Raw genomic sequence first — 13457 nt, 5'->3', positions numbered from 1 at the left:
GAAATTTACCTTATCAAAGTCGCATTAGGCCGCTGAATCGCCAAGCGCGCAAAAACGGCGCATTCTGCGACTTAGGCCGCTCCCTGCCGGGGTTTATCTGCCAGCGATTCATAACCAAAAATGGGATGCAGACTTTTCGTGACGGTACGTTGTTCTGATTTTGCTTCTTTTACTTTGACAATCCGCTGCGCATTTGCGAAAACATCATAGGAAGAAGAAATTATCCCCGTAACACCAGCAAATCGTACGTATTTGCGCCGCGAGGCGGCAATGCGCGGTGGATGTGCGGAGCAGGGCGCGCAAGCGTTTGCTGATTTTTTCTCGACCTTAACGTCGTTACCGGCGCCGCGCGGGGTTGGACAGACAGGCTGCGCGGCGTGGAATGATGGTAGTGAAGAAGCATATGACAGGCATCGGGTCTTCGCTTGGAACGAACCCTTACACATTGACGTTGGCTAGGGTGTGGCAAGTGCACGGAAGAAAATAAGAGAGACAATAATAATGGCAGACAACAAGAAACGCCCGGGTAAAGATCTTGACCGTATCGACCGCAACATCCTGAATGAGCTGCAGAAGGATGGGCGTATTTCGAACGTCGAGCTTTCGAAGCGCGTGGGGTTATCCCCGACACCATGTTTGGAACGCGTGCGCCGTCTCGAGCGCCAGGGTTTCATTCATGGCTATACCGCATTGCTTAACCCGCATTATCTGGATGCGTCCCTGCTGGTTTTCGTGGAGATCACGCTGAACCGCGGCGCGCCGGATGTGTTTGAGCAATTCAACTCGGCAGTGCAGAAGCTTGAAGAGATTCAGGAGTGTCATCTGGTTTCCGGTGATTTCGACTACCTGTTGAAAACCCGCGTACCGGACATGTCGGCTTACCGTAAACTGCTGGGCGAAACCTTGCTGCGTTTGCCGGGGGTCAACGACACCCGTACCTACGTAGTGATGGAAGAAGTGAAACAGAGTAACCGTCTGGTTATCAAAACACGGTAAGGTGCAGGTGCAAAACCTGATTAAATTGGTTACACTCCTGTTTATTCATACAGTTTCGGCGCCGGGGAAGCTTCTCGGCGCTGTTGCTATGTCAGCTAACAGGAACCTGGAGAGCCTTTCTTGAGCCAGGAATATACAGAAGATAAAGAAGTTACCCTGAAAAGACTCAGCAGTGGCCGGCGTTTGCTGGAGGCTGTGCTTATCGTGGTAGCGATTTTTGCCGTTTACCTCATGGCTGCGCTGGTCAGTTTCAACCCGTCTGACCCAAGCTGGTCGCAGACCGCGTGGCATGAGCCGATTCACAACTTGGGCGGCGGTGTTGGGGCCTGGTTGGCCGACACGCTGTTCTTCACCTTCGGGGTGCTCGCCTACGCGATACCACCGATCATGCTGGTTCTGTGCTGGGCGGCCTATCGCCAACGGGCCAACAGAGACTACGTCGACTATTTCGCGCTCTCCCTGCGCCTGATCGGCACCCTGGCGTTAGTGCTCACCTCCTGTGGGCTGGCGGCGCTGAACGTTGACGATCTCTATTACTTCGCTTCCGGCGGCGTGATCGGCAGCCTGCTGAGCAACGCCATGTTGCCATGGTTCAACGGCATCGGCGCCACGCTGGCGCTGCTGTGCGTGTGGGCGGCGGGGCTGACGCTGTTTACCGGCTGGTCCTGGCTGGTGATCGCCGAGAAGATCGGCGGGGCGGTGTTGGGCGTCGCGACCTTCATGACCAACCGTTCGCGTCGCGAAGCGCGTTATTTCGAGGATGAAGAGCGTTACGTTGACGACGAGCCTGAGCAGGCAGGGAAGGGCGCCGCCGCAGCGGTTGCCGCGACCGCCGCCGGAGCCGCGGCCGCCGATGACGACGTGTTGTTCTCCGCGCCTTCGGTCACCGAAAGCGCCAAAGAGGCGGTGGAAGACGCCGCCGATCCGTTGCTCAGCGGCCTGCGAGCCGACGATGGTGAGGTTGAAGCCGACGCCGCGCCAATCGCGCCGGTGGTTTCGCCTGCACCGGCGGTGAAGGCAGCGATCCACGAGCCCGTTGCAGCGCCGATCGCCGCTCAGGCGCCGTCGGTAACGGTGGCGCCGGCCGCGCCAGCTTCGGTCAATCAGCACCCGGTGAGCGCCCCGGCGCAAGACGCCACGCCGCCGCTATACTCCTTCGAAATTCCGGAAGAAACGCCTGCACCGAAGGCGACGCGCCCTGTCGATCCTTATCAGGATGACGATGAGCCGCGTCTCGGCAATTGGCAAGAGCCGGCTGCGCCGCAGCCGCCGGCGCGCTCTCCCTTTGATTTTACCGCCGCGCAGCGCGACAGCGCCGACGTCAGCGGAGCGGGTGGTTTCAGCGCTACCGGTGCCAAGCCACAGCTGGATACGGCAGCCGCTGCCGCTGCCGCTGCGGGCGCCGCAGCGGCGACCTTTATGCCGGCCTTCACGGCCACCAGCGACGGCAATCCGCAGGTTAAGCAGGGCATCGGCCCTGAGCTGCCGCGGCCGAACCCGGTGCGCATCCCGACCCGTCGCGAGCTGGCTTCTTACGGCATCAAGCTGCCTTCGCAGCGTGCGGCCGAGCAGGAACAGCGCCAGGCGGATCCTCAGCAGCCGACGGCGGTGAGCCCGCAGGAAGAAGAGGCGCTGCAGGAAGCCGCGCTGCGTCAGGCGTTTGCCGAGCAGCAAAGCCAACGCTACGGCGAAAGCTACGCGCCGGAGCAACAAGATGACGAGAGCGCCCTGCAGGAAACCGAGCTGAGCAAGGCGTTTGCCGAGCAGCAGAACCAACGCTACGGCGAAGGCTATCAACAGGACGACGAAGAGGCGCTGCAAGAGGCCGCGCTGCGACAGGCGTTCGCCGAGCAGCAGCAGGCGCGCTACGGCCAGCAAGCGGCTGCTCCGCAACCGCCGGCTGCCAGCCCGGTTGATACCCGCAATGCTTTCAGCTTCTCGCCGATGGCGGATCTGGTGGATGATGGCCCGAGCGAGCCGATGTTCACGCTGTCTCCGCAGCTTGAAGAGCGCATTGAACAGCAAAGCGAGCAACAGGACGACGTGCCGTTCGGCCAGTTTGAGCCTGCGGCGCCGGTTGCCCAACCTCAGCAACCGCACTCGCAGCCTCAGCAATACCAGCAGCCGCAGCAACAGCAGTATCAACAGCCGTCGCAGCCATATCAGCAGCCACAGCAACCGGTGCAGCAGCAGCTTCAGCAAACTCAGGCCGAGCAGCATCCGGCGATGGACAGCTTGATTCACCCGTTCCTGATGCGCAACGATCAGCCGCTGCAGAAGCCGACCACGCCGCTGCCGACGCTGGATCTGCTGACCGAGGCCCCGAAAGAGGTAGAACCGGTCGACTCCTTCGCGCTGGAACAGAAGGCGCGTCTGGTGGAGGCCAGCCTGGCCGATTACCGCGTGAAAGCCGACGTGGTGGACATCCTGCCGGGGCCGGTCATCACCCGCTTCGAGCTGGATCTGGCGCCGGGCGTTAAAGCGGCGCGCATTTCCAACCTGTCGCGCGATCTGGCGCGCTCGCTGTCGACGTCGGCGGTGCGCGTGGTAGAAGTGATCCCCGGCAAGCCTTACGTCGGTCTGGAGCTGCCGAACGCCAAGCGGCAAACGGTGTATCTGCGCGAAGTGCTGGATTGCCCGGCCTTCCGTGACAACCCGTCGCCGCTGTCCATCGTATTGGGTAAGGACATCTCCGGCGAACCGGTGGTGGCCGATCTGGGCAAAATGCCGCACTTGCTGGTCGCCGGTACCACCGGTTCCGGTAAGTCGGTCGGGGTCAACGCCATGATCCTGAGCATCCTGTATAAAGCCACGCCGAAAGAAGTGCGCTTTATCATGATCGACCCGAAAATGCTGGAGCTGTCGGTTTACGAAGGTATTCCTCACCTGTTGACCGATGTGGTCACCGATATGAAAGATGCCGCCAACGCGCTGCGCTGGTGCGTGGGGGAAATGGAACGCCGCTACAAGCTGATGTCTGCCCTGGGCGTGCGTAACCTGGCCGGCTACAACGAGCGCGTCGATCAGGCCGAAGCGATGGGGCGTCCGATCCCGGATCCGTTCTGGAAGCCGACCGACAGCATGGACATCACGCCGCCGGTGTTGGAGAAAGAGCCGTACATCGTGGTGATGGTCGACGAATTCGCCGATCTGATCATGACGGTCGGCAAGAAGGTCGAAGAGTTGATCGCTCGCCTGGCGCAGAAAGCGCGTGCGGCGGGTATCCATCTGGTGCTGGCGACCCAGCGTCCGTCGGTGGATGTGATCACGGGTCTTATCAAGGCCAACATCCCGACGCGTATCGCCTTTACCGTGTCGAGCAAGATCGACTCCCGCACCATCCTCGATCAGGGGGGCGCCGAGTCCTTGCTGGGTATGGGCGACATGCTCTATCTGGCGCCGAACTCCTCGATTCCGGTGCGCGTGCATGGCGCATTCGTGCGCGATCAGGAAGTGCACGCGGTGGTCAAGGATTGGAAAGCGCGCGAGCGGCCCCAATATAAAGAGGGCATTCTCAGCGGCGGCGAAGACGGCGAGGGCGGTGCCGGCGGTGGTATGGACGGCGACGAAGAGCTGGACCCTTTGTTTGACCAGGCGGTGGATTTCGTGGTGGATAAACGCCGCGCCTCCATCTCCGGCGTACAGCGCCAGTTCCGTATCGGCTATAACCGCGCGGCGCGCATCATCGAACAGATGGAAGCGCAGGGCATCGTCAGCGAGCAGGGGCACAACGGCAACCGCGAGGTGCTGGCGCCGCCGCGGCACGATTGATGGTCGTTTAGCCATTGCAATTCAATAAGAAAGGGCCGCTTAAGCGGCCCTTGTGCAAAGAAGCGTAAACCCGTTTCTTCTCGGAACATTGGCCTACCGGCCGATCGCCGGCTTCGGGTAAAGTAACGGGGTAAAGGGTTGATTTGACCCGCACGGCGTCGCCCTGCGGTTAACGCATTTCATAAGGTATCTGGAATAATGAAAAAACTGTTAGTTGCCTGCTGTCTGCTTTCGGGATTCGCTTCTACTTCCGTGCTGGCCGATGCCGCACAGGATCTGCAAAGTCGCCTGGCGAAGGTGAACAGTTTCCACGCCAGCTTCTCACAAACCGTGACCAGCGCCGACGGCGCCGCGGTGCAACAGGGGGAAGGCGAGCTGTGGGTGAAGCGGCCAAACCTGTTCAACTGGCATATGACCTCGCCCGATGAGAGCGTGCTGGTCTCCGATGGCCAGACCCTGTGGTTCTATAACCCATTCGTCGAGCAGGTGACGGCAACCTGGCTGAAGAACGCCACCGGCAATACGCCGTTTATGCTGATCACCCGCAATAATGCCAGCGACTGGAAACAGTACAACGTGAAGCAAAAGGGCGATGATTTCGAGCTGACGCCGAAGTCCGCCAGCGGCAACCTGAAGCAGTTCGCCATCAGCGTAACCAACAGCGGCACCATCCGCAGCTTCGCCGCGGTGGAGCAGGACGGCCAGCGCAGTTCCTACACGCTGAAAAGCCAGCAGAACGTCGCCGCCGATCCGGCCAAATTCAAATTTACCCCGCCGAAGGGGGTGACGCTGGACGACCAGCGCCAGTGAGGTGCAAGTGAGTAATAATCTGTCGCTCGATTTTTCCCAGAACGAGTTCCAGCCGTTGGCCGCGCGTATGCGGCCGACCACGCTGGCGCAGTATATCGGCCAGCAGCACCTGCTGGCCGCCGGCAAGCCGCTGCCGCGTGCCATTGAGGCCGGGCAACTGCACTCGATGATTTTATGGGGGCCGCCGGGCACCGGGAAGACGACGTTGGCAGAGCTGATCGGCCGTTATGGCCAGGCGGATGTCGAACGGATCTCTGCCGTGACCTCCGGCATCAAGGAGATCCGCGAGGCGATTGAGCGGGCGCGGCAAAACCGCGACGCCGGCCGCCGCACCATCCTGTTCGTCGACGAAGTGCACCGCTTTAACAAAAGCCAGCAGGACGCTTTCCTGCCGCATATCGAAGACGGCACCATCACCTTTATCGGCGCCACCACCGAAAACCCGTCGTTCGAACTGAACTCGGCGCTGTTGTCCCGCGCCCGCGTTTACCTGCTGAAGGCGCTGACCGCCGAAGATATCGGCCAGGTGCTGGATCAGGCGATGAGCGACAAGGCGCGCGGCTTTGGCAATCAGAACGTCGAGCTGCCGGCGGAAACGCGGCGCCTGCTGTCGGAGCTGGTGGGCGGCGACGCACGCCGGGCGCTGAACAGCCTGGAAATGATGGCCGACATGGCGGAGTTGGACGCCAAAGGCGTGCGGGTGCTGACGCCGGAGCTGCTGAAAGAGGTGTCGGGCGAGCGCAGCGCGCGCTTCGACAATAAGGGCGACCGTTATTACGATCTGATTTCCGCGCTGCATAAATCGGTGCGCGGCTCGGCGCCGGACGCCGCGCTGTATTGGTATGCGCGCATCATTACCGCCGGCGGCGATCCGCTTTACGTGGCGCGCCGTCTGTTGGCGATTGCCTCTGAAGACGTGGGCAACGCCGATCCGCGCGGCATGCAGGTGGCGATCGCCGCCTGGGATTGCTTCACCCGCGTGGGGCCAGCGGAGGGCGAACGCGCCATCGCGCAGGCGATCGTCTACCTGGCCTGCGCGCCGAAGAGCAATGCGGTTTACACCGCGTTCAAGGCCGCCATGCGCGACGCCAAAGAGCAGGCCGATTATGACGTGCCGGAGCACCTGCGCAACGCGCCGACCAAGCTGATGAAGGAAATGGGGCTGGGGGCGGAGTACCGCTACGCCCACGACGAGCCCAACGCCTACGCCGCCGGCGAGAACTATTTCCCGCCCGAAATGGCCCATACGCGCTACTATCAACCGACCTCGCGCGGGCTGGAAGGGAAAATCGGCGAAAAGTTGGCATGGCTGGCTGAGCAGGATCAAAATAGCCCGACAAAACGCTACCGCTAGCGAGGCCGTTGCGGTAAGGTTAGCGGGTATCACTCTTCTTTTATGCGGCTATAAATCAGCCGCATAGAACAACAACACTTCTTTCAATAACAACAAGCACAGGATTAGCATGCTCGATCCCAATCTGCTGCGTAATGAGCTAGACGCAGTCGCCGTCAAACTGGCTCGCCGAGGCTTTAAACTCGATCTGGATCTGCTGCGTTCGCAGGAAGAACGCCGCAAAGTTCTGCAGGTAGAAACTGAAACGCTGCAAGCGGAACGCAACTCCCGATCGAAATCCATCGGCGCGGCCAAAGCGCGTGGGGAAGACATCGAGCCGCTGCGTCGCGAAGTGAACGAGCTGGGTGACAAGCTGGATGCCGCCAAGGCGGCGCTGGATGCGTTGCAGAGCGAGATCCGCGATTACGCCCTGACGCTGCCTAACCTGCCGGACGACGCCGTGCCGGATGGTAAAGACGACAGCGAAAACCTGGAAGTTGCCCGCTGGGGCGAACCGCGCCAGTACGACTTCGCGGTGCGCGATCACGTCGATCTGGGCGAAATGGCCGGCGGGCTGGATTTTGCCGCCGCGGTTAAGCTGACCGGTTCGCGCTTCGTGGTGATGAAAGGGCAAATCGCCCGCATGCACCGCGCGCTGTCCCAGTTCATGCTGGATCTGCACACCGAGCAGCACGGCTACCTGGAGGCCTACGTGCCTTACCTGGTTAACCACGCCACGCTGTACGGTACCGGCCAGCTGCCGAAGTTCGGCGAAGACCTGTTCCATACCCGTCCGCTGGAAGAAGAAGCCGACAGCAGCAACTACGCGCTGATCCCAACGGCGGAAGTGCCGCTGACCAACCTGGTGCGCGACGAGATCGTGGAAGAGGAAACTCTGCCGCTGAAGATGACCGCACACACGCCATGCTTCCGCGCGGAAGCCGGTTCTTACGGCCGCGACACCCGCGGTTTGATCCGCATGCACCAGTTCGACAAGGTCGAGATGGTGCAGATCGTTCGTCCGGAAGATTCGATGGATGCCCTGGAAGAGCTGACCGGCCACGCGGAAAAAGTGCTGCAGCTGCTGAACCTGCCTTACCGCAAGGTGCTGTTGTGCACCGGCGACATGGGCTTCGGCGCGTGCAAAACTTACGATCTGGAAGTGTGGCTGCCGGCGCAGGATACCTACCGCGAGATCTCGTCCTGCTCCAACATGTGGGACTTCCAGGCGCGTCGCATGCAGGCGCGCTGCCGCAGTAAAGCAGACAAGAAACCGCGCCTGGTTCACACCTTGAACGGCTCCGGCCTGGCGGTTGGCCGTACGCTGGTGGCGGTGCTGGAAAACTACCAGCAGGCCGACGGCCGCATTCAGGTGCCTGAAGTGCTGCGTCCTTATATGGGCGGCCTGGAATATATCGGCTAAACGGCAAACCACGAAAAAAGCGCCTGCGGGCGCTTTTTTTATGTCGAGAATTCAGTCTGGCGCCAGCGTATAAGCCTGTTGAAGGTAGTCCGCCAGATGCTTGCTTTTCACCTCGGCGGGCGAGTGGAGCTTGATGTGTCGCCGATACTGGCCGCTGCCTTCGAGCTGGTGATAACGATCTTCCAATCGGTAGCCGTGGCCGAACTCCACCGTGACGTGGTGGCGATAGGCGAAAACGCCGCAGAAAAATTGGCTATGCGAGAACATGATGCCGCCGTATTTGACCGACTCGGTGACGCCGTTGCCGCTCGCCGCAGCGATTCGCCGCACCTGCTGCACAATGGCCAGCAGGTCACCTTGCGTGCTGCCGATGTCCGCCAGCAGGGCCTCTACCGCCGCATCATTTGCCTGACTCATCTTGCTTCTCCATCGTCAAATTCGCCCTGCGCTGAGCATAGCGCTTTTTCAGCCGGTTAGCCGGAAACAAATCGTGCGGTGCAATGATAAGAGGCGATTGACTTTTTTATCGCCAGTGGCATGATGCGCGCACTCTCATTGCGCGTTCGGTCACAATTTCACTATGTCCGCATACTCCCGCCCAGTGCTCTTATTGCTCTGCGGCCTTTTGTTGCTCACGGTATCCATTGCCGTTTTGAATACGTTAGTGCCTCTTTGGTTAACCCATGCTCAGCTGTCGACCTGGCAGGTGGGAATGGTCAGTTCCTCTTATTTCAGCGGCAACCTGTTGGGCACGCTGGTGGCGGGCAAACTGATCCAGCGCGTCGGTTTTACCCGCAGCTATCATCTTTCTTGTCTGGTGTTCGCCGCCGCGACTGCCGGCATGGTGCTGTCGATCGATTTTTGGAGCTGGCTGGGCTGGCGCTTCTTCGCCGGCGTCGGCTGCGCCTGGATCTGGGTGATCGTGGAGAGCGCGCTGTTGCGCAGCGGCAACCTGAGCAACCGCGGCCAGCTGCTGGCGGCCTATATGATCGTTTATTACCTTGGTACGGTGACCGGCCAATTGCTGTTGAGCATGACCTCGACCGAGTTGCTGCACGTGGTGCCGTGGGTGACCGCCATTGTGATCAGCGCCATGCTGCCGATGCTGTTCGCGCGGGTCAACCGCCATGAAGACGAGCCGCAGCAGGCGGCGGTATGGACCATGCTGAGACGCCGCAGCGCGCGCCTCGGCATCAACGGTTGCATCATTTCCGGCATCGTGCTCGGTTCGCTGTACGGCCTGATGCCGTTGTACCTCTCCCATCAGGGCATGAGCGACGCCAACGTCGGTTACTGGATGGCGCTGCTGGTCAGCTCCGGCATCGTCGGCCAATGGCCGGTCGGGCGCCTGGCCGATCGTTACGGGCGCCTGTTGGTGCTGCGCATTCAGGTGTTCGTGGTGATCCTCGCCAGCGTGGCGATGCTCGGCAACTACGCCATGGCGCCTTCGCTGTTCATCCTCGGCTGCGCCGGCTTTACCCTGTATCCGGTGGCGATGTCCTGGGCCTGCGAGAAGGCGCTGCCGCACGAGTTGGTGGCGATGAACCAGGCGCTGTTGATGAGTTACACCATCGGCAGCCTGCTGGGGCCGTCGATGACGGCGTTACTGATGCAAAACTATTCCGACCGCGTGCTGTTCGTGATGATCGCCGCCGTGGCGCTGGTTTACCTGCTGATGCTGCTGAAGAAACAGAAGCCGGATCACCATCACACGCCGTTCGCCGCCGCCTGAGCATGAAAAAACCGGCCATGAGCCGGTTTTTCTTTTGGCGTGCGCCAATCAGTAAATCACTTTGTGGCCGTAGCTTTCCAGGATGCCTTTGACGCGATCCATGGTCTCGGCTTTCGGCGGGTGCACGCCGTCCAGCTTGTACTCTTCCCCCATCGCTATCCATTTGTGCTTGCCCAGTTCGTGGTAGGGCAGCAGCTCGATTTTCTCGATGTTGGTCATGTCTTTGGTGAACTCGCCCAGCAGGTGCGCCGACTTATCGTCGTCTGACCAGCCCGGCACCACCACGTAGCGGATCCAGGTGCGCTGGTTGCGTTTCGCCAGGTAGCGGGCGAATTCCAGCGTGCGGTGATTGGAGACGCCGACCAGGTTCTGGTGGATCTCGTCGTTCATCTGTTTCAGATCCAGCATCACCAGATCGGTGGTGTCCAGCAGCTCGTCGATCACCGGATCGTAGCGGCGCACAAAGCCATTGGTGTCCAGGCAGGTATTGATGCCTTCGGCGTGGCAGGCGCGGAACCAGTCGCGCACGAATTCAGCCTGCAGGATCGCCTCGCCGCCGGACGCGGTCACGCCGCCGCCGGAGGCGTTCATGAAGTGGCGGTAGGCCACCGCGTCTTTCATCAGCTCTTCGACGGTCACTTCCTTGCCGCCGTGGGTGTCCCAGGTGTCGCGGTTATGGCAATAGAGGCAGCGCATCAGGCAGCCCTGGAAGAAGACGATAAAGCGGATCCCTGGCCCATCGACGGTGCCGCAGGATTCGAAGGAGTGGATGCGACCAATTGCTGACATTGCGGGGTTTTCTCCAATATTGACTGTCAAACGCAGTCTAAAAATAGGCGCGTGGCCGCCGGCCAGGTATCTGCGATGCAGCAGCGGGTGGAACCGCCACCGGGGTAATGATGCCTGTCGGCCGGTCAGTTGCCGGATAACTGTTTTGCCGGCTATCCATTCAGTATAGATGTCCGGCAAAACAGACTCGTACAGAGTCAGGGGAGAGCGGTGGGAGAAAAGGGCCGGCAAAACCGGCCCCTGCGTTGGTGCCGAGCGGTTTCCCGCCCGGCCGGCGTATTACATCGTTTGAGTGAAGGTACGAGTAATCACGTCCTGCTGTTGCTCTTTGGTCAGCGAGTTGAAGCGCACGGCGTAACCGGAAACGCGGATGGTCAGCTGAGGGTATTTCTCAGGGTTTTCCATCGCGTCCAGCAGCATTTCGCGGTTCATCACGTTGACGTTCAGGTGCTGGCCGCCTTCGATGGAGGCTTCATGGTGGAAGTAACCATCCATCAGGCCCGCCAGGTTGGCTTTACGCACGTCGTCGTCTTTACCCAGCGCGTTAGGCACGATGGAGAAGGTGTAGGAGATCCCGTCTTTCGCGTAGGCAAACGGCAGTTTGGCTACCGAGGTCAGGGAGGCGACTGCGCCTTTCTGGTCGCGGCCATGCATTGGGTTGGCGCCAGGGCCGAACGGTGCGCCTGCGCGGCGGCCATCCGGGGTGTTACCGGTTTTCTTACCGTACACCACGTTGGAGGTGATGGTCAGTACGGACTGGGTCGGTACCGCATTGCGGTAGGTGCGCAGTTTCTGAATTTTCTTCATGAAACGTTCCACCAGGTCGCAGGCGATGTCATCGACGCGGGCGTCGTTGTTACCGAACTGCGGATACTCGCCTTCCACTTTGAAGTCGATGGCCAGGCCGTCTTCGTCGCGAATGGTGGTGACTTTCGCGTACTTGATGGCAGACAGGGAGTCGGCTGCAACGGACAGGCCGGCGATGCCGCAAGCCATGGTGCGATAAACGTCACGGTCATGCAGCGCCATCAGCGCAGCTTCGTAGCTGTACTTGTCGTGCATGTAGTGAATGATGTTCAGCGCGGTCACGTACTGCTTGGCCAGCCAATCCATAAAGTGGTCCATGCGCGCCATGACTTTGTCATAGTCCAGCACTTCGTCCATCATCGGCGCTTCTTTAGGGCCGACCTGCATTTTCAGTTTTTCGTCAACGCCGCCGTTGATGGCGTACAGCATGGTTTTCGCCAGGTTGGCGCGGGCGCCGAAGAACTGCATTTGTTTGCCGACGATCATCGGGCTGACGCAGCAAGCGATGGCGTAGTCATCGTTGTTGAAGTCAGGGCGCATCAGGTCGTCGTTTTCGTACTGAACGGAAGAGGTGTCGATGGACACTTTCGCCGCGAATTTCTTGAAGTTCAGCGGCAGCTTCTCAGACCACAGGATGGTCATGTTCGGCTCCGGAGACGGCCCCATGGTGTACAGGGTGTTCAGGAAGCGGAAGCTGTTTTTGGTGACCAGGGTGCGGCCGTCGACGCCCATACCGGCCAGGGATTCCGTTGCCCAGATTGGGTCGCCGGAGAACAGCTCATCGTACTCAGGGGTACGCAGGAAGCGCACCATACGCAGTTTCATCACCAGGTGGTCGATCAGTTCCTGCGCTTGTTCTTCGGTCAGTTTGCCCGCCTTGATGTCGCGCTCGATGAACACGTCGAGGAAGGTGGACACGCGGCCGAAGGACATGGCGGCGCCGTTCTGGGATTTCACCGCGGCCAGGTAGCCGAAGTAGGTCCACTGCACCGCTTCTTGCGCGCTGGTGGCCGGGCCGGAGATGTCGTAGCCGTATTTGGCGGCCATCTCTTTGATCTGAGCCAGAGCGCGGTGCTGTTCAGCGATCTCTTCGCGCAGCTGGATGGTCATTTCCAGATCTTCGCCGTTTTCCAGTTTTTCCTGCAGCGATTTGAACTGGTTCAGCTTGTCGGCCATCAGGAAGTCGATGCCGTACAGCGCCACGCGGCGGTAGTCGCCGATGATGCGGCCGCGGCCGTAGGCGTCCGGCAGACCGGTCAGCACGCCGGATTTACGGCAGTTCAGGATGTCTTTGGTGTAAACGTCGAATACGCCCTGGTTGTGGGTTTTACGGTATTCGGTGAACACTTTTTTCAGCTGCGGATCCAGCTCGCGGCCGTACACTTTGCACGAACCTTCGACCATTTTGATGCCGCCGAACGGGATCAGCGCGCGTTTCAGAGGGGCGTCGGTCTGCAGACCCACGATGGTTTCCAGCTCTTTGGCGATGTAACCCGCGTCGTGAGAAACGATGGTTGAAGCAACGTTGGTGTCGAAATCAACCGGCGCGTGAGTGCGGTTTTCCAGTTTGATCCCTTCCATAACCTTGTCCCACAAGGTGGTGGTGGCCTGAGTTGCCCCAGCCAGGAAGGACTCGTCACCTTCATAAGGCGTGTAGTTTTTCTGGATGAAGTCACGAACGTTGACTTCATTCTGCCAGTCACCCTTGCTGAAACCTTCCCAAGCGTTGGCTAATTTCTCGTTAAGTTCGGTCATTGTACACCTACCTTTGATTGTGGATTTCTAACTCTGCGCGC

The 13457-nt window shown here is 60.2% G+C and carries 9 protein-coding genes; 6 read left to right on the top strand and 3 right to left on the bottom strand.

The genetic code is table 11. The annotated features are described in order from the left end of the window. Nucleotides 1-501 precede the first annotated feature (501 nt). The 5 genes from lrp to serS all read left to right on the top strand — a co-directional run bounded on the left by lrp (nt 502) and on the right by serS (nt 8333). Complete coding sequence (gene lrp / locus ACJ8MK_RS02475) at nt 502-996, top strand: leucine-responsive transcriptional regulator Lrp (RefSeq protein ID WP_004928318.1); 495 nt, start codon at nt 502-504, stop codon at nt 994-996. Nucleotides 997-1116: 120 nt separating this feature from the next. Continuing rightward, nucleotides 1117-4767, top strand: coding sequence for a DNA translocase FtsK 4TM domain-containing protein (locus ACJ8MK_RS02470; RefSeq protein ID WP_342098526.1), 3651 nt, complete (start codon nt 1117-1119; stop codon nt 4765-4767). 198 nt (nt 4768-4965) lie between these two features. Further along, nucleotides 4966-5577, top strand: coding sequence for an outer membrane lipoprotein chaperone LolA (gene lolA, locus ACJ8MK_RS02465; protein WP_019454555.1), 612 nt, complete (start codon nt 4966-4968; stop codon nt 5575-5577). A gap of 67 nt (nt 5578-5644) precedes the next feature. Next, nucleotides 5645-6931 carry a replication-associated recombination protein A gene (locus ACJ8MK_RS02460; protein ID WP_049212668.1) on the top strand — a complete coding sequence of 429 codons (1287 nt, stop codon included), beginning with the start codon at nt 5645-5647 and terminating at the stop codon, nt 6929-6931. Nucleotides 6932-7040: 109 nt separating this feature from the next. Next, nucleotides 7041-8333: a serine--tRNA ligase gene (serS, locus tag ACJ8MK_RS02455; RefSeq protein ID WP_033637847.1), complete on the top strand. Its 1293-nt coding sequence runs from the start codon at nt 7041-7043 to the stop codon at nt 8331-8333. A gap of 51 nt (nt 8334-8384) precedes the next feature. Here serS and ACJ8MK_RS02450 read toward each other — a convergent pair whose 3' ends face one another. Next, nucleotides 8385-8750 (bottom strand): DUF1801 domain-containing protein, encoded by a 366-nt coding sequence (locus tag ACJ8MK_RS02450; protein WP_060419734.1) that lies wholly within the window; start codon nt 8748-8750, stop codon nt 8385-8387. A gap of 163 nt (nt 8751-8913) precedes the next feature. Here ACJ8MK_RS02450 and ACJ8MK_RS02445 point away from each other — a divergent pair, with 163 nt between their 5' ends. Continuing rightward, entirely contained in the window at nt 8914-10065 is a 1152-nt protein-coding gene (locus ACJ8MK_RS02445; RefSeq protein ID WP_033637849.1) for an MFS transporter, read from the top strand. Between the two features lie 48 nt (nt 10066-10113). On the opposite strand, the gene pflA is transcribed toward ACJ8MK_RS02445, so the two are convergent. Further along, nucleotides 10114-10854, bottom strand: coding sequence for a pyruvate formate lyase 1-activating protein (gene pflA, locus ACJ8MK_RS02440; RefSeq protein WP_033637850.1), 741 nt, complete (start codon nt 10852-10854; stop codon nt 10114-10116). Nucleotides 10855-11133: 279 nt separating this feature from the next. Beyond that, nucleotides 11134-13416, bottom strand: coding sequence for a formate C-acetyltransferase (gene pflB / locus ACJ8MK_RS02435; RefSeq protein ID WP_004928286.1), 2283 nt, complete (start codon nt 13414-13416; stop codon nt 11134-11136). Between the last annotated feature and the right edge of the window lie 41 nt (nt 13417-13457).

This window comes from Serratia sp. CY38905, from assembly GCF_052168875.1.
In the GTDB taxonomy this organism is placed as follows: domain Bacteria; phylum Pseudomonadota; class Gammaproteobacteria; order Enterobacterales; family Enterobacteriaceae; genus Serratia; species Serratia sarumanii.
The sequence above is the reverse complement of the archived record's forward strand: the minus strand, read 5'-3'. Positions and strand labels throughout refer to the sequence as shown.

Coding starts and splice junctions, on each gene's coding strand:
- lrp (WP_004928318.1), top strand. CDS start 502: ATGGCAGACAACAAGAAACGCCCGGGTAAAGATCTTGACCGTATCGAC.
- lolA (WP_019454555.1), top strand. CDS start 4,966: ATGAAAAAACTGTTAGTTGCCTGCTGTCTGCTTTCGGGATTCGCTTCT.
- ACJ8MK_RS02460 (WP_049212668.1), top strand. CDS start 5,645: ATGCGGCCGACCACGCTGGCGCAGTATATCGGCCAGCAGCACCTGCTG.
- serS (WP_033637847.1), top strand. CDS start 7,041: ATGCTCGATCCCAATCTGCTGCGTAATGAGCTAGACGCAGTCGCCGTC.
- ACJ8MK_RS02450 (WP_060419734.1), bottom strand. CDS start 8,750: ATGAGTCAGGCAAATGATGCGGCGGTAGAGGCCCTGCTGGCGGACATC.
- ACJ8MK_RS02445 (WP_033637849.1), top strand. CDS start 8,914: ATGTCCGCATACTCCCGCCCAGTGCTCTTATTGCTCTGCGGCCTTTTG.
- pflA (WP_033637850.1), bottom strand. CDS start 10,854: ATGTCAGCAATTGGTCGCATCCACTCCTTCGAATCCTGCGGCACCGTC.
- pflB (WP_004928286.1), bottom strand. CDS start 13,416: ATGACCGAACTTAACGAGAAATTAGCCAACGCTTGGGAAGGTTTCAGC.